A 21,275-nucleotide genomic window follows, 5' to 3' on the forward strand; every position below is an offset into this window, starting at 1 on the left:
CGGCGAGGCCGGAGGTGGCGCGCAGGGTCGGCGAGATGCTGGACGCGGCCTACGCCGAGGCGCGCGCGGTGGTGCGGCGCCACGGCCTGGCCGTCTGCCGCCTGGCGGACCTGCTGGTCGCCCATGAGACCGTCGCGGGTGCCGACATCGAGTCCTTGGTTTCGGCCTGCCACCCTGGCGTCGGGGCTGCCGTGCGGCCCGGCGCCGGTCGCCGCCCGCGGGGTAGGCGGACGTGACGTGCCAGCCCGGCTGCCAAGCGGCCGGACGCGGCGGGTTCCGGCGCCGCCGATCCGCGCGCGGGAGGGCGGCGCCAGACGCCAAGGATAAAAATGAATCCTTGAGGCAAACTGCTGTTTTCCCACGAGTATGCGTTAGGCTGAGTTGAAGTATCCATGTCAACATTACTTGGGCGCTGGGCGCGATTCCGGCAGGAATTCTGATGGTGGCGCGAACTGTATTGAAGTGGCGTGTTGACAGTGTTGTCCGCCCCGTGCTCTAAAATCGGCGGTGGCCCGGTCAGGATTGCTGGCGGCCGCACCTGACAATGGAGGCGCGAATGGCCCTTCGGCCATGGGCGGAGGCGTGCGCGTGAGCGCGGCCTGGGACCGTCGCGGGCGGCCACCGGCCGGTGTGCTGGCGGACGCCGAGGCGCAAGGGGAGACCGTCAAGCGCGTGCGCCGCCGCCGCGCCCACGGCGTCTTCCCGTCCCGCAAGGCGGGGACGGGGATGGCCGGGCTCATGTGGTTCGACGAGGCCGAGTTCGACTGCATGCACCTGCTGGAGGCGGACGCCCTCGTCCGCAGCTATCGGCCGCGGCCCGGGAAGGTCGTGGTGACCGTCGGCGGCGAGCGCCACGAGCACACGCCATCGTTCCTTGTCACCGGCGGCCCGCGCCGCGTCGTCCTGGACGTGGTCGAGACGCCGCGCGGCGAGGGCAGTGCCTCAAAGAGGATGGTCGATCCGCAGCCCGAGCTCACCGCGGCGCTGCGGAGGCGCTGGAGGAGCGCGGCTACGGCTACGTGGTCTGGACGCGTGCCAGGGTGCGGCTGCAGCCCCGCTTCGCGAACGCCTGCGAGCTGGTCCGCCACATCTCCGTGGACCCGCGTCCCGAGGACGAGCTGCGAGCGGCCGACGCCATCGTGGCGGCGGGCGGGCTGGCGGAGCGGCAGGCCGTCGAGGCCGCCCTCGTGGGGGACGGCACGCGCAGCCGTGTCTACGCCCTCGCGCTCGCGGGCTTCCTGGCGCTCGACATGTCCCGGCCTTTCTCGGACCGAACCCCGGTCAGGCTGCTGCCGCGCGGGGACGGCGCACGGTGACCGAGTTCCGCCTCCATCTGGACGACGTGGTGGCGGTCGGGGGCGACGTCCTCCGTTTCATCGGTCGGACGAAGGACCACCTCCGCATCCCGCAGTGGCAGGACATGCGGACCGAGAAGGTCCGGCAGATCCGCGACGACGAGCTGGCGAAGCTGCTCGAGGCCGACGACGGCGCGCGGATGCTTTCGCCCGAGGACGCCAAGGTAGCCCTCGAGACCGGCGCGCCGCCGGTCGGCATCGGGATCATCCACCTCGAGGACATCGCCTCGCCCTGGGAACGCAGGCGCGTCGAGCGGCTGGCGCGGTATTGCGAGGCGTGGCGCGAGGCCGGTCGGCCGCCACTGTCCGACACAAACCTACTACCCATCATCGACGCCGTGGGGGGCGAACTCGGCGAGTTGGTCAAGCTGAGCCCCCGCAGCATCCGGCGGTTCGCGCGGGCGTGGGACAAGGGTGGCCTCGCCGCGCTGGTCAGCGAGGCCAAGAACCGGGGCCGCAAGACCACCCTGTCGGCCGAGGCCCTCGGCGTGGTCGAGGACCGGATCTGGGACACCTACCTGACCCAGCGGGCGCCGAGCGTGAAGATGACGCTCGAAGCGGTCCACCGGATCATCAACGACAAGAACGAGCGGCGGGTGAACGGCGATCCCCAGATCCCGCTGCCCTCCAAGAAGCAGCTCCAGGCGCGCATCGACAAGATCGACGCCTTCACCAAGCTCTGCCTCCGCGAGGGCGAGGCCGCCGCCCTCAAGAAGTACGGCCCCCGCTACGCGGGCGTGGTGACGGCGCGGCCCAACCAACGCTGGGAGCTGGACGCCACGGTCCTCGACGTCTTCGCGGTCCACCCGCAGACCGGGGAGGTCATCGGCCGCCCGACGCTGGTGGTGGCGATCGACTGCCACACCCGCATGATCATGGGCTGGTACATCGGCTTCGCCTACGAGAGCTTCGTGACGGCCATGGTCGCGCTGCGGGCCGGGATTCTTAGCAATGGCGCGCTCAAGCAGCGGTTCCCCGGTCTCGTCCACGAGCACCCCGCCTTCGGCATGCCAGAGGCGGTGGCGGTGGACAACCACCTCGCCTACAGCGGCGAGGGCTTCAAGCGCGCCTGCACCGCGGCTGGCATCAAGGTCCTCTACACGCCGGTGCTGAAGGCGTGGTGGCGGCCCATCGTGGAGCGGTTCTTCGGCACCGCGACCCGGCGGGTGTTCCAGCGCATGCCCGGCAGCGTCGCCTCGAACGTGCTCAAGCGGAACAAGGAGACGCCGCCCGAGACCGTGGCCGTCGCCACGCTGGCGCAGATCGAGGAGGCGTTCGCCAGGTTCGCCGTCGACGAGTACGCCTACGAGGTCCACCGCGGCCTGAAGACCGCCCCGGCGCACGCCTGGAAGCGCGAGGTCGGGATCCATGGTGTGATCCCCCCGAAGGACAAGCAAACCCTGGACGCGGCGCTCGCCATCATCGAGGAGCGGACGCTGCAGCACTACGGCATCGAGTGGGAGACCATGGTCTTCAACTCGCCCGCCGTGGCGGCGGCCCGCATCGCCCCCGGCGCCCCGGCCAAGCACCGCATCTCCGTGAACCCTCGCGACCTCTCCAGCGTGATGCTCTTCGTGCCGTCGGAGGGCCGCTGGGTCCGGGTGCCGCTGGTGAAGCCGGTCCCCGCGGAGGGCACGATCCTGACCTTCGACGCCTGGTGCCTCAGCAGGGAGCTCCTCAAGGACGACGCCCAGCGCTTCCTGGATGAGAACGACAAGGACGGCGCCTTCCGGAGGGTGCACGCGCACGTGCTGCAGATGTTCGCGGAGCCTCCCTCCGGTGCGTCGATCAAGGCGCGCAGGCGGGGGGCGCGATGGGCTGCGTGGGACAAGCGGCCGCGGGCGGCGGATCCGGACACCTACGACGAGGCCGCGAGCGCCGCCCCGCCGTCGGACGACCTCTTCGCTGGCATGGGAGCGGCGGCCCCCGGCGCAGGAAGTCCAGGTTCCGGTGGCGATGCGGATGACGGCGCCTCCCCGGCCGAAGGCGGCGGCGCTTACCCCGATGGAGACGTGCCACCGCCACCCGGGCCGGATCCGGCGCCGCGGCGCGGCAGGTCCGGCGGGTCACGCGGACGGAAGCGCCCGGCAACGCCCGCGGAGCAAGAGGCCGACCGTGCCGAACCGGTGACGAACGGCCCCTTGGCGCCCGAAGCCCCGGCCGCAGTCTTCTTCCGCGAGGACGGGAGCTTCGATCTCGACGAGGCCGCCAAGGCACTTGGTATGGACAGCGAGGATTATTGAAGGTGGATGCAGGGAACGACGACCCTTTCGAGCGGCTGCGCGTGGCCTTCGTGCCCACGTCCAGGGTGCGGACGGCCACCGATCGCATCAACTCCCTCATGCGACGGGGCCTGCGCGCAGACAGCGCCGACTGCGTGGCCTTCGTCGGGCCGTCCGGCATGGGCAAGAGCACCATCCTGAGGCGACTCCTGGAGCGACATCCTCCTTCCCTCCGCGGTCGGCAGCTGATCCGCCCCGTCTGCTTGGTCCGCGCGCCCACCAGCACCGGCAACGGGTCGCTCCTGACGATGACGCTGCACGCGCTCGGTGACCCACGTCCCGGCTCCGGGGAGCCGACGCTGCGGGAACTTCGCGTCATCGGGCACCTCAGGAGCCAGGAGGTGAAGCTGCTCTGCTTCGACGAGGTCAACCACCTCATCGACAGCGACTCCGACAGGATCGGGTACAAGGCGGCCAACGTCATCAAGTCGATCATGCTCGAGCGGGTGTGCCCTGTCGTGCTGACTGGCGTCACCCACGCGAGGAGGGTGCTCGACACCAACCCGCAGCTGAGCGGGCGTTCGCGGGCGCTGATCGAGATGCGCCCGTTCGACTGGCGCGTGGATGCAGACCGGATCGAATTCATCGCGTTCCTGGGCCTCGTCGAAAGGCAGATGGGCCTGCCGGAGCCGTCCCACCTCGACCACCCGGAGACGGCCCACCGCATCCACCACGTGTCGCGAGGGCTGCCGGGGCATGCGGTGCACCTGATCTGGTTCGCGCTTGAGGAACGGGAGGACGATGGGAACCGCACGCCCTGCATCACCGCGAAGCAGCTGACCGATGCTGCCGACCGACTCCTCCTCCGCGAGCCGACACGGCGCACCAACGCCTTCCGTGTGGCGCCGCCGGACGCCTACGCACCGGCACCGATGTACGAGGCATTGAAGGAGCCACGGGGCAAGGGCAGGAACCTGTGGGAGCAGCCTGATGACACGATCTGACGACCTGGGCCGTGGCCGCCTCCCCAACGCGGAGGAGCCGCACGCAGACGAGAGCCTGCCGGGGTTCCTGAAGCGCATGGGGGCGCTGAACGGCTACGAGAGCGCCATGGTGATGCTGGGGACCATCGACCCGGAGTTCGCCGACCTGCGCCGGGCCGCCTTCGTGGCACACCGGCATGAGGATCTCGCGGGCTTCCTGGCGCTGGAGGAGGGCGAACTCGAGCGGCTCTGCTACGGCGACGGCGCCATGCGGCGCCTGATGGGCCGGGATCTCGACCGGGAGCTTGTCGCCGTCGGCAACCGCAGGGCGTGCCCGCTCTGCCTGGACGAGGCCGCCTACCACCGGGCGTCCTGGGACGTGGTCCTGCTCACAGCCTGCCCCGTCCACGCCGTCCGCCTCGTTGACCGCTGCGCGTGCGGCACGCGCTTCGGCTGGCGCCCGGGGCCACTCACGCACTGCTCCGAACTGTCGTGCCTGGCGGACCTGCGCGACGCAGCCCCGGAGCCCGTCCCGGCGGATCAGATGGGCGGGGTGTGCGCGCTCGACCGCCTGCTGCGGCAGGGCGGCTGCGCCGAGTTCGGCACCGAGGTCGGCGCGCTGCCCGTGAGCGACCAGATCCTCCTCGTGTTCCAGCTCGGCCTGATGGCGCGCGGGCACGACAGGGTCACGCGCACCTTCCATTTCGCCAGCCAGCACCCCGACGAACTCCACCTGATCCTGGACGCCGGGTGGCGGGCCTGCTCCGACTGGCCTCGCGGCTTCCGGACCATCCTCGACGGGCGCCTCGAGCAGGCTGGCGGGCGCGTGGGCCGCTTCGGCGTCGGGCTGGCGTTCGGCGGCCTCTACCGCCGCATCGAGGGGGCTGGTGACGCACCCTTCGCCCGGCTGCTCCGGCGCGAGATGGCGGACTACGTGGTGGCCCGCCCGGACCTTGCCACGCGCGCGCCTGACATCCGACTGGCCCGCTCGGCGGCCGACCTGCGCTTCCGGCATGCGACGCTGGGCGAGGCCATGGACCTGCTGGAGGTCGGCTTCGACAGGGCGCGGGCGCTGGCGGACGAGCTCAACCTCTGGATCGTCCCGCCCACCGGCAAGGGGGCGCCCGCGCTGATCCGCGCCGACCTGCTGCACGAGCTGCACGCGCAGCGCTCCGGCCTGCTCACCAAGGCCGACGTGCGCCGGGAGCTCGGCGTGGGCAAGAAGATGGTGGACAAGATGCGCGAGGCGGGCCTGCTCCCGGCGACGCCGTCGGAGGAGGATCCGGCCACGCTGGTCTACCCGCGCGAGGGGCTGGATGGCCTGCTCCGGTCACTGGAGGAACGGGTTCCGGAGGGTCCCCGACGCACGCCCCGCCTGGCCGTGACGGTGGCCGGTGTGGCGCGCCAGGTCAGCCTGCCGGGTTACGACAGCACCGACGTGGTCCGCGCCGTCCTGGAGAGACGGATCACGCCGGTGGCGCTGTCGGGCCGCGCCAGGGGCTTGCAGCGCTTCCTGTTCCGCGAAGCCGACGCGGAGCGCTTCGCCGCCGAGATCATGGCGGCCGAGCGCAGCACGATGTCCGTCGTCGAGGCCGCCTCCGAGCTCCGGGTGAAGCAGGAGGTCGCCTACCACTGGGTCAGGGCCAGGCTGCTCGCGACGGTGCCGGGAACCAAGGACACCGAGGCGGGCCGCCGCGTCACCAAGGAGGCGCTGCGGCGCTTCACCGAGGAGCACGTTACCGGCCCCGAGGTGGCACGCCGCCTCGGGCTGGCCGCGCGCTGGGTGTCGGTGCACCTCCAGGAACGGGGTGTGAATCCCGTCTCCGGGCCGAGCGTGGATGGCGCGCGACAGTTCCTGTTCCGGCGCACCGAGGCCCTCGCGGTCTCCAAGGGCGCCCTCGTCAGCGGCCACGCCAAGCGCCAGCCCGTGCTCGCCGCCCGCAAGCGGCTCGACCGCAACGCGAGCGAGGGCCTCAGGATGGCCATCGCCGGGGCTGTCCGGCGCGAGACGTCGGCGACCTACGTGCAGCGGCGCGCCGTCATGGACGACCGGGCATCCGGCACCCGCGTGCAGGTGATGACCGCCGGGAACATCGGGGTCAGGGGCACCTACCTGTTCCGCGTCCGCCGGAGCCAGACGGAATCCCTCGCGACGGCGACGCGCGGGCTCGTCGCGCTGGGCTTTGCGGACCGGGAGGACTTCCTGCTGGTGCCGTGGCCCGAGTTCGCCGCCCACCTCGAGGGCCTCGGCGGGTTGCCGGACAACGGTCCCCGCACGGTGGTGGTGCGGGCTGGCACCGGCGGCGCCCTCGAACCCTTTGGCGTGCACGCCCGGCCGAAGCGGCCGCCTCCTGGCGCGAAGCCTTCCAGGGGCACACGGCCCCGCGGCCGCTGCGGGGACGGCGCAGTGCCGGGATGAGGAATGCGGCCGTAGGCAGGGGACAGGTATTCGGGTGTCGATCCAATAGACTGCTGGGTAGGCGAAGGACGGATATACGGGCCGCCACGTAGGCTACGGACCAGCTTTTGGGAACGTTCGTAGGGAAAGGACGGGTATTCGGGGCCGTCGCGGCGGAGTTTCCGCTCCTAGACCGCTCTATAGGCGGCGGACAGTTAAACGGGCACCCGTTGTGCGGCGACGACTGCGGCGGCTCACTCGCCTAGCTGTAGCTCGCTAGGGCGCTTGCGCTTGCCCGGCATCACGGCGAAGACCAGCATCCTCGGTTCCTTGTCGCCCGTCTTGGTGATGGTCTGCACCGAGAACTTCTCCTCGATGTCGCCTGACGTGCCGTCCTTGCGGGAGCGGTCCAGCACCAGCAGGAAGCCGATCCGGGCATTTGTGTTCGAGTACTCGCTGGCCTGCGCGCCGTACCGTGCCCGCAGCCCCTCGTGCGAGGCGTCGTCGTCCTCCCGCTTGACCTCGATGACGAGGCGGACAGCGAGGTGGTCCACGACGATGTCGGCCCTGCCGCCCGCCACGTCGCTCCGCTCCAGGTGGACGGCACCGCCGAGGGAAGCCCTCAGGAAGTTCGCGAAGTCCAGCTGCAGGTTGCGTTCGAACTGGTCGCGCTCGGGCGTGGCTTTGGCGGGCTTCTCCACCTTCGGCTTCGTCGTCTTCTTGCTGGCCGCCTTGGCCCCGGCGGGAGCTGCGGGCGCGGCCTCCTTAGCGGGTGGAGGGGAGGTTCCGGGAGGGGCGAACGGGTTCAGGCGCTCGGTGCTGGCGAACAGGTAAAAGGAGCCGGGATCGTTGGCGCGGGTGCTGTCGAGGCGGTGGACGAAGAACCGCAGGAGGGCGGCGAGCACCGCGTTGACGACCGACCTCGTGCGCTCGTCCGCGTAGTCCTTGTTCCTCTCGAGGCCACTGACGAGCTTCTCGAGGATGCGGTCCTCCCTCGGCGAAGGGGTGTCGACCGACAGCCGGTAGGCGTCCGCCCTCACTTGGCCGACGGCGGCGCCGAATCCATCGGAGAGCGCCAGGGTGCCCGATGCGAGGACGGCGCTCAGGCTTGGCGCGCCGCCGTCCCCGTCCGTTTTCCCGGCGGTCCCCCGCTTCGCCGGATGGCCCGGAGCAGGTCCGCGGCCGCGTCGCGCCACGGCGACGCCGGGTCACTGGCTTCGGCCTCGAGCCACGCCATCACGGCCGCCTCGGCCGCTTCCTCGCGTACCAGTCGCGCCTCGATGGCGGGCCTGATGAACACCTCGACCCCGCCTGGCTCCCTGCCGAGCACGGCCCGGTTGGCGACGTAGGCGTTGAGCATGCGCCGCCGGATCGCCAGGTCGGCGTCCAGGTCGAAGGCGCCCGAGGCCATCGCGGCCAGCAGGCCGACCAGCTCCTGCCACAGCATCAGCTCGCTCCAGCGGGCGCCCATCCACGGCCACGCCGCCTCTGCGGGAGAGGCCCAGGCGGCACCAATGGCCAGCTCCCGGTGAATCTCCTGCGCTTGCCTGGCGAGGGCCTCCGACGCATCGCCCCGCCGGATAGCGGTCAGCATGCCCAGCGCCCGCGCATAGGAGAGGGCGTCGGGCCGGTGCTCCCGCGCCTCGAGGCTCCGCTCGAAGTGGCCGCGTGCCTCCTCGAAGCGCTCGTCCACACGGCCGGGCTGGTCGGACTCCAGCCCCTCCCGAAGGCGGGCCATGCCGAGCTCGAACAGGGCCTCGTCGCGGGCGTGCGGGACGGCCGACAGCTGTTCCAGAACCCTCTCCAGTGACGGGTCCGGCCAGTGCGCCATGGCGACGCCCGTGACTTTGGCGGCCATGCGCGCGAACTCGGTGTGGGAGTCGCCCGGCTTGATCTTGAGGCGAACTAGGGTGCTGAGCAGGTCATGCTTGAGGTCGGGGTGCGTGATGGCCAGCTGGAGCGCGGCCCCCAGGGCCGACCACCGGACCACCTCGTCCTCGGCGGTGGCGCGGACGCGTCGCGTCAGGACGTCCTGGCATCGCTCCGCCAGTTCGTCCCCGAGGCTGGTGGCGGCAAGCGCCTCCACGGCGTCCTTGTAGTCTTCGGGTTCGACGCCGTCCTCTCCGACCGGCACCTCGACGCAGGCCAGGACGAAGGCGTCGAGCCTGTCCTGCCCGGGGCCGCCGGGTGGCTCCGCCAGCACGAGGCGCAGGATGTCGGGCATCAGGGGGACGCGGGCAATCGCCTCCTCGCGGCCGCGCAGGAACGCCGGGCCACCGAGGTCAGCCAGCCGCTCGGGCCAGCCCTTGTCAAAGGCGGCCCCGACCTCCTCCTGGACCGTCACCGAACCGTCCCCCCTCCGCCTCGCGGCGCGCTCACCAGAGCATGTCGTCGCCGGTGGCAACCAGCCTAATTGCCGGGCGGGCCGCCGTGTCGAAGATGTCGAACTCCTTGGTGGCCACGAAGATCTGGAGGTTCGGCACCTCCTGGCAGAGCGAACCGAGGCGCCGCGCCAACGCCGCGAGATCCTGGTCGGCGGTTTCCTGGGCACCCGGGGTATCGATGAACAGCAGGCCGGGATGGCTGCCGATGCCCCGGCGGTGGCCGACCTTCATCAGGGCGACGATGAAGGCGATCTTGATGCGTAGCTTCTCGCCGATCGAGGCGTCGCCGAACGCGATCCGGTCGCGGCCCTGGTATCCCTTGCGCAGGAAGAGGTGCGGGGTCGTGTTCAACTCCACCCGGGTCAGGTTTGTCACGCCGAAATCCTGGAGAAGCGCGCAGATCTCGGCCTGCAGCTCCTCCATGATCCCTTCCTGCTCGGACCTCAGCCGCTGCCGGAAGACCTTGTCGCATGCCTTCGCGATCGCGGCCTCGTCCGTCTCCGGGCGTGAATCGGCAGCCCCCGAGTCCGTCTCGGCGTCCGCCAGCATCGCCTCCAGCACGGCACGCCGGGTCAGGTCAGCCGCGCCCGCGCTTGCGGCCTTCTGGCGCGCCGTCACCTCCGCGAGCTTCCTCTCCTGCTCGGAGACGCGCGCCTCGGCTTCGTCGACCGCCGCCCGCGCGCGCTCCTCGGCTTCCTGCGCGCTGGCGTTGACCTGAGCGCTGGCGCGCTCGTTCGCCTCGAGCAGTGCCTTGGCCTCGGCCTTGCCAGCCTCGTCCTCGTCGGGCGTGACCTCACCGCACACGAGGCATGAGTGATCGGCCGCTTCGCGCTCCTTGCGCTCGGCCCCGAAGGTCTGGTCGCACCGAGGGCAGCATTTCGGATCCATCGAACGGAAGATCCGCGATGCCTCGCGATCTTCCTGGAAGTGCCGCAGCGCCAGCCGATCCGCGTTCCACTCGGCCTTGGCGGCCGAGGCGGCATCCTGGGCCTCGGTGAGGGCGCGGCGCAGGCCGGGCAGGCGCGCGAACCTCACGGCTAGCTCGTCCGAGGTCTCGCGCATGGCGGCGAGCAGCTCCGCCGCCGATTGCCCAGCCGTCGCCTTGGCGCCCAGCGCGTCGAGTTCGACCCGGATGCGGTCGGCTCGCGCCTTCGCGTGCTCGGCCACTGCGCGCGACGCCTGGCCTTCTTGGTCCGCGTCCATCTTCAGGCCGGACGTGACATAGGTCAGCTGGCCGACCGGCACCGCGTGGGGGAACCCGGCGAACATGTTCATCATGCGGTTCACGAGGGGCACCGCGTCACCGATGAGCGCGGAGTAATCGGTGCCGATGTGGAAGGCTCCGAACAGCGCAGGCCAGCGGTGGTGGACCGTCTTTCCATCCTTGTTCAGGCTGGTGACCGGCTCGAGCGCCAGCGTGCGCAGCATGAAGTCGGACACCGCGCTGGCGAAGTGGGTCTCGTCCCCCACCTCGAAGATCGTCCTCCCGCCTGCCCCGGTGACCGTCAGGGTCCCATGGAACCCGCCCCGCCTGTCAATGGCGATGCGGTGGGGCACGCCGTCCAGGTCGAAGTCCATGCTCGCCTGGTGGATCCACCCAAGGACGTCGGACGGGATCTCGTCAGGATCTGTCCCGCGCAGCAGCCAGCGCATGACCCCGAATAGGGCGGTCTTGCCCCGGCCGTTCCTCCCGGAACCAAGGAGGCAGAGACCCGGGGCGAGGTTGTCCCACGCGAAATCGAAGGGTTCGGTTTCCTCCTCGATTTGCTTGGCGCCGGACATCGCTACCCGGCGCACCGTGAGGTCAACTGGCCGCGGGATCAGGCTCTGCGCGCGCAGGTCGTGCCGATCAAGGAAGTCGGCCACCATGCCAGGCGGCCTGCCGGACGCGGTGGCGATGGCCTCGACCCAGGAACCCTGGAGCAGGTCGGCTTTCGTCTTGGCCATGGTCAGCTTCCCTCCTCGATGCCTCTAAGCCGTTCTTCGACCCTCCGGGTGATGGGCGGAATGAGACCGTGCCCCGGCGTCTTGGCGTACTCAATGTGCTCGTACTGCGTCTTCTTGAGGTCGGAGCCGAACCGCTCCCCGGCGACCTGCATGACCACCCGCATGCGGTCCGCGTACCACTGGTAGGCAATGTTGCCCGCCACGGCGCCCTCGAAGCGGAAGGCGGCGGGGAAGAGCAGGAAGCTGTTCTCGGCGCTCTTCGGGCCAGCGGGACGGTGAACGGTGCGGACCAGGCGCCGTGAGGTTAGCATGGCCATTTCGGTGTCGATGGGGTCATAGGCGCCAAAGCGCCACTTGGGCATCGCGTCGCGCCGAAGGATCGGTTCCTCAGCCGCCAGCATTGCCCGCACCCGGGCGACCAGGGCTGCGTCGCCGGTGGCAGCGTGCAGCTCCAGCAGCTCCCAGGCGAGGTAGTCGGGGTTCCGGAGCCAGAACATGAGGGCGTGCAGGCGCGTCTCGCCCTTGAAGATGGCCGTCTCGCCATCCGCTCCGGGGGTGGCCAGCCGCTCGCACCCGGCCACCAGGACGGCGAACAGCCTCATCGCCTTCTGGGCGCTGGACATCTGGGGCGGCAAGGATTTCCTCGGACGCGGGGTTTGGCGGAATCCTATCCCGGGGCCGTGAGCGGGGGCAACGGGGTGGGAGCCGCCCTAGTGGACGGCTCAAGGCGTCAGGCGGACATCCTACGTCACAGCCCAGCTTGCGATCCGGCTCCATGTCGGCTCTCTCCACGCCCCATGCGACTGGAACTGACCACCGACCCCCGAACCAGCGGCGTTATGTCGCTGGCCACTGCAAACGAGGCGTTCTCTGATCTCCTAGATGGGAATCTCGGTGCTTCGTGGAACCGCCTCGCAGGAGGATGCGAATACAGGGCGCACGCCGCTGTAGCGCGCCTCGCCGCTTACACCAGCCTGGTCTTCAAGGCTTGGGCTCTGCCCCATATTGGATTGGACGGCACTGAGAAACGCCCGCTGGTCCCCCAGCGGCAGATCCCTGATCCGACGGCAGGCAAGTTTCATACTTGGGCCTTCCATGTCGCGCCTGCGGCCCTTGTCCTAGACGGTGCCGGTCGCGTCTCCACAATGGTATTCGACCCCAGTCTGCTGGATGGTCCATGCGCGACGAAGAGGTGGATGTGGGCGATGTCTGCCTCAGATGGGCGGCTGTTGCTCACAGGCCCCGAGGTGTTCCTGATCGACACGAGATCCTTGGCTTACTCCAAGCCTCCCGGCGATGATGTCGTAGCTCAGAACCTGGCCGCTCAAGGCAAGTCGCCTGATGCGGTGGTGGCCAGGCTTCTTGCGGAGGTGGCCCATGGAAAATGACCTCATTGCTCGCTTCAGCCTGCCAAGCCACGGGAACCTGCTTCGGGAAGCCCACGGAAGGACAGAGGTCGGGTCGTTCCAAGTTTTCTGCGGAGCCGTCCTGGAGGGTAAGTCCGGTCCAATCGGCCTGAACCTCGCGGTCGATGGCCGCCAGTGCCGATACTGGCTGCCGATCGATCACCCGCGTTTCGCCGACGCCCATGCCGCGATTTGCCGGGCGTCGAAGACGAACGAACGCATCGGGCTTGTCTTGGATCCGGTGCACTACATCGTCCTGGACGTGGCCGGGTTGGCTTGATCCGAACGCGATGGCTGCGTGCCTCACCACTGCCACCCTCCTTGCCCTATCGAATCCTTGCTAGGCGACGGACGGCATTAAGGGGCCAGATGTAGGCTGCGGACAGCTTCAAGGAACGCATGAGGCAGGTAATCGGGATCCGGCCCACGATAAAGCAATGGTTTAGGGGAAGCGTGGGGGCAGCTTCAGCGTGCCCCTACATGAGGCCGCTTCGGCGGCGGCAGGCGTGACAGCTTCCGGCGGCGGTGCCTTTCCAGGCACCGCCGTTCGTGTTTCCGGCTCCCCGACAGGGTGAAGCGCGCGTCAGGCGGGGCCTTGAGGCCGGACCGCTTCCTCAGGGCTGCGAGCCCGAGGCCCGCGGCGTGCTCAAGGCTTCAGCAAGGCTGCGAGCTGCGGCACGTAATCCTGCCCATGGCCGCTGGAAACCGCCCCGTCCAGCGTGCTGCCCACCGCATCGGCAATGGCGCGCGGCATGCCGGAGGCCTCGGCCGCCTGACGGTAGTAGCCGAGGTCCTTGGCCGCATTGCTGATGGTGAAGGGCATGGAGGCGGGGTCGCCCTCCAGCAGGAAGGGCGAGATCCGCTGCAGGGCCGTGCCGCCGCCGCCGCCCTGGGCCAGCACCTCGATCAGCGTCGCCATCTCCAGCCCGGCCTTCTGGCCATGCGCCGCGACCTCCGCCAGCAGCGCCACGAAGCCGAGCGAGACATAGTTGTGCATCAGCTTCATCAGGTGGCCGGAGCCGACATCGCCGATATGGGTGATGTTCTCGCTGAAGGTGTCGAGCAGCGGGCGCAGCCGCTCCAGCAGCGCCGGATCGCCGCCGATCAGCAGGTTCAGCGTGCCGGCCCGGGCATGCTGCGGCAGGCGGGTCATGGCGGCGTCCAGGAACTGCCCGCCGGCGGCGGCCACGGCGGCGGCCATGCGCCGGCTCGATTCGGGCAGGGCGGTGGAGCAATCCACCACGACCGTGCCGGGCCGGAGATGCGCGACCACGCCACCCTCCCCGGTCAGGATAGCCTCCACCTGCGGTGAGCCGGTGACGCAGAGCACGATCACATCGGCGGCCTGCGCCACATCGGCGATGCGCGGCGCTACCTTGACGCCCATGCCACGCAGGTCATCGACCGGCTGGTTGCCGGGATGGTCCAGGATGGTCAGGCCGTAGCCGGCATTCGCGATGTTCCAGGCGATCCCATGCCCCATGAGGCCGATGCCGATCATGCCGATGGCTGGCTGCTTGCTCATTCCCACTCCAGACCCTCTTGGATGCACGGCCAAGGCCGGCCGCTCTTGCCTTTGTTCCGCAGCATAACGGAACCCTGTGCGGGGCAGTAGACGGGATCGCCCGCGCCGCCCGGCGGCATCAGGGCAGGGGGCCGGTCCGGAACAGGGACACGCGCAGCCCGCCATGCGGCACCGGCGGGCCGGGAGGCAGGAAGGGCAGCCCTGTCGCATGGGCCAGCCGGGGCTCGCTGGCGACGAGGCCGACGCGCCAGCCGCTGAAGCGGCTGGCCAGCACCTGCCCCAGGGCGCGGTACAGCGGGGCGAGCTTGCCCTTGTCGCCGATGCGGTTGCCATAGGGCGGATTGACGATGACGAGGCCGGGCGGCCCCTCGGGCGGATGCACCTCGCTGATCGTGCCCTGCCGGAACTCGGTGTATCCGGCGATGCCCGCGCGCTCGGCATTGGCGCGGCTCATGGCGATGGCCCCGGCATCCCGGTCGCTGCCATGGAAGCGGGTGGCGGGGATGCGCGCGCTCTTCACCTCGCGCATGCGCTGCCAGGCTTCCGGGTCGAAGCTCGCCAGCTTCTCGAAGGCGAAGTGGCGGGCGCGGCCGGGGTTCAGCCGCGCGGCGATCTCCGCCGCCTCGATGATGAAGGTGCCCGAGCCGCACATCGGGTCCAGCACCGGCTCGCCGCCGTCGAAGCCGCATTGCCGGAGAAAGAGCGAGGCCATGGTCTCGCGCATCGGCGCCGCGTTGATGGCTTCCTTGTAGCCGCGCTTGTGCAGCGGCTCGCCCGAGGTATCGACGCTGACCGTGCAGTGGTCATTCTCGATTCGCAGCATGACCGTGACCTCGGCTTCGGCCGAGCAGGGCGCGCCGAGGGTCTCGCGGATGGCGGTCTCGATTCGCTGGGCCGCGGCGCCGCTGTGGTAGATGCGCGACCCGGCGCAGGAGGCCTCGACCCGGAAGGGGATGTCAGGGCGCAGGACGCTGGCCCAGGGCACGCGGCGGGCGCGGTCGTCGAGCTGCGCCAGGTGCACGGCGCGGAAGGAATCCACCCGCGCCAGGACGCGCCCGGCGCCGCGCACCCAGAGATTCGCCCGCCAGACTTCCGGCCAGCCGCCCTTGATGGTCACGCCGCCGGGAACGGCCCTGGCCTGCTTGAAGCCCTTGGAGCCGACCTCGTCGCGGAGCACCGGCTCCAGGCCCGGCAGGGTGGCGAGGAAGATCTCGAAGTTCTGGTTGTCCGTCATCTCGTCCGCATGGCCCTGGGCAAGCTTCGCAGCGGTACCTTCGCTGCCCACGGGGCTCACAGAAAGGAACAGAAGCGCTGGCCCCCAGTAACACCCCGGGCGGGGAAGGGCCATCGTGGCGCGCCCTGCGCGCTTGCCATGAAGTTGCCAAGGCAAGGACACAATCCACCGGCAGATGCCTCCGGAGCCAGTTCCGGAAGGATACCAAGAAGAATGCCGAGTACGCGCAGCCAGCGGGGACTGGACTGGCTGACCTTTTTCGCCGCCGATGTGCAGACGGGCTTCGGCCCCTTCATCGCCGTCTACCTGGCCGCCCATAGCTGGAACGAGGCGCAGATCGGCCTGGCCCTCAGCCTCGGCACACTGACAGCCATGGCGGGGCAGGTGCCCGCCGGCATCGTGGTGGATGCCAGCCCCAACAAGCGGATGGCGGCGCTGCTGGCGCTGGTGGCCATCGCCGGCAGCGCGGTGCTGCTGGCGCTCTGGCCCTCCACCTGGCCGGTGATGGCCTCCGAGGTGCTGCATGGCGTGGCCAGCGCGGTGCTGGTGCCGGCCATGGCGGCCATCAGCTTGGCCATGGTGGGGCGGCACGCGCTCAGCCGCCGGCTGGGCCGCAACGGGCGCTATGCCTCCCTGGGCAATGCGGCGGCGGCGGGGGTGCTGGGGCTGGCGGGGGCCTATGTCTCGCCCGCCTCGGTCTTCTGGCTGACGGCGGCGCTGGTGATACCCGCCATCATCGCCCTGCAAAGCATCGAGGCGAAGGACCTGGAGGAGCGGGTGCGCCGCAGCCGCACGCGCGGCAGCGGGGAGGGCGGGCTGAAGCGCCTGCTGCTGAACCGCAGCGTGGTGATCTTCGCCGCCGTCTGCTGCCTCTTCACCGCCGCCAACGCGGCCATGCTGCCGCTCTCCGGCGCGCAGGTGACGCAGCAGTCGGGTTCCTATGCCAATCTGGTGGTGGCGGGCGGGCTGATCGCCTCGCAGATCATGGTGGCGGTGATCTCGCCCGGCATCAGCCGGCTGGCGGATGAGCGGGGGCGGCGGATGGTGCTGCTGGCCGGCCTGGCGGTGGTGCCGCTGCGCGGCGCCCTGCTGGCGCTGCTGGACGGGCAATGGGTGGTGCTGGCGGCGCAGGCGCTGGATGGCATCAATGCCGCCGTTTTCGTGATCCTGGTGCCGCTGATCGCCTCCGACCTCACGCGCGGCACCAACCGCTTCAACCTCTGCATGGGCATCTTCGGCCTTGCGGTGGGCATCGGCGGCACGCTCAGCACCATGGTGGCGGGGGCGGTGGCGACCTGGGTGGGGCCAAGCATCGCCTTCGCCGGCCTGGGCGTGACCGGCTTGCTGGCCTTCCTGCTGGTGCTCTTCTGGATGCCCGAGACCAAGGAAGGCGCGCAGGACGACTGAGGCGGGAAAAGGGTGCCGCGAAGCCTTCCAGGGCATTCCCGGCATCCGGTATCCTCGGGCCATGCCATGCTCGCCCGTCGTCTTCCGGCGCCTCGGCCCCGGGGATAGCCACCTCTTCCGTCAGCTGAATGCTGTCTTCGCCGATGCCTTTGGCGACCGGGACACCTATGGGGGCAATCCGCCGACCGGGGCCTATCTGGAAGGTTTGCTGGCCAAGGAGCACGTGATCGCCATTGCCGTGCTGATGGGCGACGAGGTTCTGGGTGGCCTCGTCGCCTATGAACTCGACAAGTTCGAGCGAATGCGCCGGGAGATCTACATCTATGACCTGGCCGTCGCCGCGGAGCACCGTCGGCGGCACCTGGCGACAGGCTTGGTCGAGCATCTGCGTGGGATTGCCGCGCAGCGCGGCGCCTGGGTGGTCTTTGTGCAGGCGGATCACGGCGACGATCCCGCCATCGCCCTCTACGAGAAGCTCGGGACGCGCGAGGAGGTCCTGCATTTCGACATCGGGGTCGCGCCGGGCGCCTCCTAGGCCTGCCCGCATCCTGTCCGGCTGGCCGGGTGCCGGTGGCTCATCGCGCCGCGGCGGGCCCGGCTGCTACGCCCCGATCTGCGCCTCGACCGCCGCCTTGTCGATGACCGACCAGACCGATGCGATCCTGCTGTCCCGATACTCGTAGAAGACGTTCTCGGTGAAGGAGACCCGCCGCCCATCGACCCTCAGGCCCAGGAACCGGTCCTTGGGCGTGCAGTCGAAGAGGAGCCGGGCCGCGACGCGCGGCGGCTCGCAAACCAGCAGGCCGATGCGGAAGCGGAGATCGGGGATTTCCTCGAAATCCTGGATGAGCATGTCGCGGTAGCCGGCGAGCCCGAGCGGGCGGCCGTTGTGCTCGACATCGCCGCCGACATATCGGCCAAGCTCCGCCCAGTCCCGCCGGTTCAGGCAGTCGATATAGGCGCGGTAGAGGTCAGGGAGCGGCATGTCGGCCCAAGCGAGGCACTCCTTGATCGGGGATCTGCTTCGGAACGGCGCCGGGCCGGGCACCTGTCCGCCTCCGGCCTGTGGAAGGGGATGGCTAGCCCGCCAAGGCCCCTTGCCGCAGCGGCGCCAGCCCGCCGCCGCGCAGCAGGGCGCTGGGCAGCCGGTGGCCGACGATGCGCTCGGCCAGGGCAGCGGCTTCCAGCAGGGCCTCCAGGTCCACGCCGGTGCGGATGCCCATTTCCTCGCAAAGCAGCACCAGCTCCTCCGTCGCGATATTGCCGGGGGCGCCGGGATGCGCGGCGAAGGGGCAGCCGCCGAGGCCCCCCACCGCCGCGTCGAAGGCGCTGACGCCCATGCGCAGCCCTGCATGGGCATTGGCGATGCCCAGGCCGCGTGTGTCATGCAGGTGCAGTGTCAGGCGCGGCTCTGGCCAGCGTTCCCGCACCGCGCCCACCAGCCGCTCCACATGCGCCGGATTGGCCCAGCCCATGGAATCCGCCAGCACGACGCGGTCGATGCGGCTGCCGCTCTCCTCCGCCAGGGCCATGGCGCCGGCCAGGGCGGAAAGCGCCTGCGGCACCGTGACATCGCCCTGGAAGTTGCAGCCGAAGGCCGCCATGACGCTGATGCGCGTCACCGCCACGCCCTGCGCCCGGTGGGCGGCGATGCTGGCGCGCATCGCCTCCAGCTGCCCGGCCTGGTCACGGTTGAGGTTGCGCTTCGAGAAGGCCTCGGAGGCGCTGACGCTGATGGAGCCGGTGATGGCCAGCCGGCCCCGGAAGCGCAGCGCGCGCTCCAGTCCCTTGGGGTTCAGCCAGAGCGCCACGTAGTCCACGCCCGGGCGGGGCGTGAAGCCCGCCACCACATCCTCGGCATCCGCCCAGCCCGGCACCAGCTTGGGGCTGACAAAGGAGGCCACCTGAATGCGCTTCAGCCCAGTGGCCGAGAGGGCATCGATCAGCGCGATCTTGTCGGCGGTGGCGATGGGGCCAGGCTCGATCTGGAAGCCCTCGCGCGGCCCTTCCTCCAGGATATCGACGGCGGTGGGCAGGTCGCTCATGTCACGCGCTCCTCGGGCGGCTGGTCGAGGCGGGGCTGGCCCGGTCCCTTGAACCGCGCGCCGTTCCATTCTGTGGATGCAGTTCCGTTGCCGCGAGGATGGGTAGCGGGCCCTGGCCGGTCAAGCCTGGCCGCTCCTGTGCCCGGCAGGCACAGCAGTTGCGCGGCGGGCTTCTCCCGGTGGCCAAGGCCAAGGCATGGCGGCACCATGAGCCCGGCAGGGGAGAAGAGCCATGAAGGCAGCATGGTACGAGCGGCCCGGCGCGGCGCGCGCGGTGCTGATGGTGGGCGAGATGCCGCGGCCGGAGCCCGGCCCCGGCGAGGTGCTGGTGCGCGTGCATGCCAGCGGCGTGAACCCTTCCGATACCAAGACCCGCTCCGGCAGCGGGGCACGGCCCAATCCCTGGCCGCGCACCGTGCCGCACCAGGATGGCGCTGGCGTGGTCGAGGCTGTGGGGGAGGGGGTGGAGCCTGCCCGCATCGGCCAGCGCGTCTGGCTCTATGAGGCGCAGCTCGGCCGCGCCTTCGGCACCGCCGCCGAATATGTCGCCCTGCCGGCGGTCCAGGCGGTGCCGCTGCCGGAGAACACCAGCTTCGAGGAAGGCGCCGCCCTGGGTGTGCCGGCGCTGACGGCGCATCGCTGCGTCTTTGGCGGCGGGCCGGTGGCGGGGCAGGTGCTGCTGGTGACGGGCGGCGCCGGGGCGGTGGGCTTCTATGCCATCCAGTTCGCGGCCCAGGCGGGGGCGCGGGTGCTGGCCACCGTCAGCAACGCGGCGCAGGCCGAGGCCGCCCTGGCCGCCGGCGCCGTGCTGGCCATCAACCGGCGGGAGGAGGATGTGCCCGCCCGCGTGGCGAGCTTCTGCGGCGATGCGGAGGGGCGGGGCATCGACCGCGTCATCGATGTCAATTTCGCCGCCAATCTGCCGGATCTGCTGCGGGTGCTGAAGCGTGGCGGCAGCATCGCCACCTATGCCTCCGATGCCGGGGTGGAGCCCGCCATCCCCTTCCGCCAGCTGATGAACCTCAACGCACGGCTGGACTTCGCCCTGGTCTATACCATGGGGGAGGCAGCGCACCGCGCCGCCATCGCCGCCACCACCGGGGCGCTGGCGCGCGGCACCCTGCGCCACCGCATCGGACCGCGCTTCCCGTTGGCGCGGATCGCGGAGGCGCATGAGGCGGTGGAGGCCGGCGGCGCCCCTGGAAAGGTGCTGGTGATGCTGGCCTGAGCCGAGTCGCTGAATTGCTAATGTGACAGATTTATTGCATTCCTCGCCGCAGGACGTTCCCCCTTCCGTGAAGGGGGGCCCAGGGAGGATTCGCCTGATGCTGTCGCGTCATTTCTTCACCCTGGCCGCCACCGTGGCGGCCACGCTGACCCTCGGCGCGCTGCCGGCGGCGGCCCAGGGCTCGCTGAATGTCTATTGCTCCGCGCAGGTGGAGTGGTGCCAGGCGGCCGCCAATGCCTTCGCCAAGGAAACCGGCATCCGCGTGAACATGTCCCAGAAGGGCAGCGGCGAGGTGCTGGCGCAGATCCGCGCCGAGGCGCAGAACCCGCGCGGCGACATCTGGTACGGCGGCACAGGCGACCCGCACCTGCAGATGGCGGAAGACAAGCTCTCCGCCGTCTACCGCTCCCCCATGCTGGACCAGCTGCATGACTGGGCCCGCAAGCAGGCCGAGCAGAGCGGCTACCGCACGGTCGGCATCTACGCCGGCGCCATGGGCTTCGGCTACAACCCGGAGCTGCTGGCCAAGCGCAACATCGCCGCCCCCGCCTGCTGGAAGGACCTGCTGGATGCCCGCTTCAAGGGCGAGATCCAGATGGCCAACCCGCAGTCCAGCGGCACCGCTTATGTGATGATCGCCACCATGGTGCAGCTGATGGGCGAGGACCAGGCCTTCGACTACCTCAAGGGCCTGCACCGCAACGTCAATGCCTATCCCCGCTCCGGCACCGGCCCGATCAAGGCGGTGGCGCGCGGCGAGACCGGCGTCTCCATCTCCTTCGTGCATGACGCGGTGACGGAGCGGCTGGGCGGCTTCCCGGTGCAGTATGTCGTCCCCTGCGAGGGCACGGGCTACGAGATCGGCTCCATGTCCATCGTCGCCGGCGCCCGTAACGAGCGGAATGCCAAGCGCTTCTACGACTGGGCGCTGAGCCCGGCGGCGCAGCAGATCGGCGCCGAGGCCAAGTCCTTCCAGACGCCCTCCAACCGCAACACCCCGGTGCCGGCCGAGGCGCCGAAGATGGATCAGATCAAGCTGATCGACTACGACTTCGCCAAGTATGGCTCCTCGGATGAGCGCCGCCGGCTGATCGAGCGCTGGGACCGCGAGGTGAACAGCCTGCCGCGCTGACGCACCCGA

General features: G+C 70.3%; 19 protein-coding genes. 11 read left to right on the forward strand and 8 right to left on the reverse strand.

The window, feature by feature from the left end; translation table 11 throughout:
- The 5 genes from IBL25_RS12450 to IBL25_RS12470 all read left to right on the forward strand — a co-directional run.
- Window positions 1-236: hypothetical protein (locus IBL25_RS12450; RefSeq protein ID WP_187778869.1), on the forward strand; the 236-nt coding region annotated here is incomplete at its 5' end.
- 783 nt (window positions 237-1,019) lie between these two features.
- Window positions 1,020-1,316 carry a hypothetical protein gene (locus IBL25_RS12455; protein WP_187778870.1) on the forward strand — a complete coding sequence of 99 codons (297 nt, stop codon included), beginning with the start codon at window positions 1,020-1,022 and terminating at the stop codon, window positions 1,314-1,316.
- Window positions 1,313-3,598 carry a DDE-type integrase/transposase/recombinase gene (locus tag IBL25_RS12460; RefSeq protein WP_187778871.1) on the forward strand — a complete coding sequence of 762 codons (2,286 nt, stop codon included), beginning with the start codon at window positions 1,313-1,315 and terminating at the stop codon, window positions 3,596-3,598. Before IBL25_RS12455 ends, IBL25_RS12460 begins: the two co-directional genes overlap by 4 nt.
- 2 nt (window positions 3,599-3,600) lie before the next feature.
- Entirely contained in the window at window positions 3,601-4,581 is a 981-nt protein-coding gene (locus tag IBL25_RS12465; RefSeq protein ID WP_187778872.1) for a TniB family NTP-binding protein, read from the forward strand.
- Window positions 4,568-6,979, forward strand: coding sequence for a TniQ family protein (locus IBL25_RS12470; protein ID WP_187778873.1), 2,412 nt, complete (start codon window positions 4,568-4,570; stop codon window positions 6,977-6,979). The genes IBL25_RS12465 and IBL25_RS12470 overlap by 14 nt, the downstream gene beginning before the upstream one ends.
- Window positions 6,980-7,212: 233 nt before the next feature.
- Here the strand turns inward: IBL25_RS12470 and IBL25_RS12475 are convergent, their stop codons facing one another.
- Genes IBL25_RS12475 through IBL25_RS12490 form a run of 4 tightly spaced genes read right to left on the reverse strand, consistent with a single transcriptional unit; the run spans window position 7,213 to window position 11,924 of the window.
- A complete protein-coding gene (locus IBL25_RS12475; RefSeq protein ID WP_187778874.1) occupies window positions 7,213-8,154 on the reverse strand; it encodes a hypothetical protein in 942 nt (313 codons plus the stop codon).
- The gene (locus IBL25_RS12480) at window positions 8,061-9,302 is read right to left on the reverse strand and encodes a hypothetical protein (RefSeq protein WP_187778875.1); all 1,242 of its coding nucleotides are present in this window, start codon (window positions 9,300-9,302) and stop codon (window positions 8,061-8,063) included. The genes IBL25_RS12475 and IBL25_RS12480 overlap by 94 nt, the downstream gene beginning before the upstream one ends.
- Window positions 9,303-9,333: 31 nt before the next feature.
- Window positions 9,334-11,289, reverse strand: coding sequence for a hypothetical protein (locus tag IBL25_RS12485; protein ID WP_187778876.1), 1,956 nt, complete (start codon window positions 11,287-11,289; stop codon window positions 9,334-9,336).
- Between the two features lie 2 nt (window positions 11,290-11,291).
- Window positions 11,292-11,924: a hypothetical protein gene (locus tag IBL25_RS12490; protein WP_187778877.1), complete on the reverse strand. Its 633-nt coding sequence runs from the start codon at window positions 11,922-11,924 to the stop codon at window positions 11,292-11,294.
- Between the two features lie 162 nt (window positions 11,925-12,086).
- On the opposite strand from IBL25_RS12490, the gene IBL25_RS12495 reads away from it, so the two are divergent.
- Both IBL25_RS12495 and IBL25_RS12500 read left to right on the forward strand, forming a co-directional pair.
- A complete protein-coding gene (locus tag IBL25_RS12495) occupies window positions 12,087-12,677 on the forward strand; it encodes a protein-glutamine glutaminase family protein (RefSeq protein WP_187778878.1) in 591 nt (196 codons plus the stop codon).
- On the forward strand, window positions 12,667-12,975 hold the full coding sequence (locus IBL25_RS12500; protein WP_187778879.1) for a hypothetical protein: 309 nt from the start codon (window positions 12,667-12,669) through the stop codon (window positions 12,973-12,975). The genes IBL25_RS12495 and IBL25_RS12500 overlap by 11 nt, the downstream gene beginning before the upstream one ends.
- Window positions 12,976-13,341: 366 nt before the next feature.
- Here the strand turns inward: IBL25_RS12500 and IBL25_RS12505 are convergent, their stop codons facing one another.
- Window positions 13,342-14,220 (reverse strand): NAD(P)-dependent oxidoreductase, encoded by an 879-nt coding sequence (locus IBL25_RS12505; protein ID WP_187778880.1) that lies wholly within the window; start codon window positions 14,218-14,220, stop codon window positions 13,342-13,344.
- Between the two features lie 118 nt (window positions 14,221-14,338).
- Window positions 14,339-15,454 (reverse strand): THUMP domain-containing class I SAM-dependent RNA methyltransferase, encoded by a 1,116-nt coding sequence (locus IBL25_RS12510; RefSeq protein WP_187778881.1) that lies wholly within the window; start codon window positions 15,452-15,454, stop codon window positions 14,339-14,341.
- Between the two features lie 213 nt (window positions 15,455-15,667).
- On the opposite strand from IBL25_RS12510, the gene IBL25_RS12515 reads away from it, so the two are divergent.
- Window positions 15,668-16,861 (forward strand): MFS transporter, encoded by a 1,194-nt coding sequence (locus tag IBL25_RS12515; protein ID WP_187778882.1) that lies wholly within the window; start codon window positions 15,668-15,670, stop codon window positions 16,859-16,861.
- Between the two features lie 61 nt (window positions 16,862-16,922).
- Window positions 16,923-17,396 carry an AAC(3)-I family aminoglycoside N-acetyltransferase gene (locus IBL25_RS12520; RefSeq protein WP_187778883.1) on the forward strand — a complete coding sequence of 158 codons (474 nt, stop codon included), beginning with the start codon at window positions 16,923-16,925 and terminating at the stop codon, window positions 17,394-17,396.
- A gap of 66 nt (window positions 17,397-17,462) precedes the next feature.
- On the opposite strand, the gene IBL25_RS12525 is transcribed toward IBL25_RS12520, so the two are convergent.
- The gene (locus IBL25_RS12525) at window positions 17,463-17,846 is read right to left on the reverse strand and encodes an ester cyclase (RefSeq protein WP_187778884.1); all 384 of its coding nucleotides are present in this window, start codon (window positions 17,844-17,846) and stop codon (window positions 17,463-17,465) included.
- Between the two features lie 94 nt (window positions 17,847-17,940).
- The gene (locus tag IBL25_RS12530) at window positions 17,941-18,906 is read right to left on the reverse strand and encodes a hydroxymethylglutaryl-CoA lyase (RefSeq protein WP_187778885.1); all 966 of its coding nucleotides are present in this window, start codon (window positions 18,904-18,906) and stop codon (window positions 17,941-17,943) included.
- Between the two features lie 232 nt (window positions 18,907-19,138).
- On the opposite strand from IBL25_RS12530, the gene IBL25_RS12535 reads away from it, so the two are divergent.
- Together IBL25_RS12535 and IBL25_RS12540 are read left to right on the forward strand one after the other, a co-directional pair.
- Window positions 19,139-20,134 carry an NADPH:quinone reductase gene (locus IBL25_RS12535; RefSeq protein WP_187778886.1) on the forward strand — a complete coding sequence of 332 codons (996 nt, stop codon included), beginning with the start codon at window positions 19,139-19,141 and terminating at the stop codon, window positions 20,132-20,134.
- Between the two features lie 97 nt (window positions 20,135-20,231).
- On the forward strand, window positions 20,232-21,266 hold the full coding sequence (locus IBL25_RS12540; RefSeq protein ID WP_187778887.1) for an ABC transporter substrate-binding protein: 1,035 nt from the start codon (window positions 20,232-20,234) through the stop codon (window positions 21,264-21,266).
- Window positions 21,267-21,275 lie beyond the last annotated feature (9 nt).

This window comes from Pseudoroseomonas ludipueritiae, assembly GCF_014490445.1.
Classification (GTDB): Bacteria; Pseudomonadota; Alphaproteobacteria; order Acetobacterales; family Acetobacteraceae; genus Pseudoroseomonas; species Pseudoroseomonas ludipueritiae.

Excerpts from the sequence above, each read along its gene's own strand:
- IBL25_RS12540 (WP_187778887.1), top strand. The coding sequence starts at position 20,232 with ATGCTGTCGCGTCATTTCTTCACCCTGGCCGCCACCGTGGCGGCCACG.
- IBL25_RS12530 (WP_187778885.1), bottom strand. The coding sequence starts at position 18,906 with ATGAGCGACCTGCCCACCGCCGTCGATATCCTGGAGGAAGGGCCGCGC.
- IBL25_RS12470 (WP_187778873.1), top strand. The coding sequence starts at position 4,568 with ATGACACGATCTGACGACCTGGGCCGTGGCCGCCTCCCCAACGCGGAG.
- IBL25_RS12505 (WP_187778880.1), bottom strand. The coding sequence starts at position 14,220 with ATGAGCAAGCAGCCAGCCATCGGCATGATCGGCATCGGCCTCATGGGG.
- IBL25_RS12495 (WP_187778878.1), top strand. The coding sequence starts at position 12,087 with ATGCGACTGGAACTGACCACCGACCCCCGAACCAGCGGCGTTATGTCG.
- IBL25_RS12520 (WP_187778883.1), top strand. The coding sequence starts at position 16,923 with ATGCCATGCTCGCCCGTCGTCTTCCGGCGCCTCGGCCCCGGGGATAGC.
- IBL25_RS12525 (WP_187778884.1), bottom strand. The coding sequence starts at position 17,846 with ATGCCGCTCCCTGACCTCTACCGCGCCTATATCGACTGCCTGAACCGG.
- IBL25_RS12535 (WP_187778886.1), top strand. The coding sequence starts at position 19,139 with ATGAAGGCAGCATGGTACGAGCGGCCCGGCGCGGCGCGCGCGGTGCTG.
- IBL25_RS12510 (WP_187778881.1), bottom strand. The coding sequence starts at position 15,454 with ATGACGGACAACCAGAACTTCGAGATCTTCCTCGCCACCCTGCCGGGC.
- IBL25_RS12485 (WP_187778876.1), bottom strand. The coding sequence starts at position 11,289 with ATGGCCAAGACGAAAGCCGACCTGCTCCAGGGTTCCTGGGTCGAGGCC.
- IBL25_RS12515 (WP_187778882.1), top strand. The coding sequence starts at position 15,668 with ATGCCGAGTACGCGCAGCCAGCGGGGACTGGACTGGCTGACCTTTTTC.
- IBL25_RS12500 (WP_187778879.1), top strand. The coding sequence starts at position 12,667 with ATGGAAAATGACCTCATTGCTCGCTTCAGCCTGCCAAGCCACGGGAAC.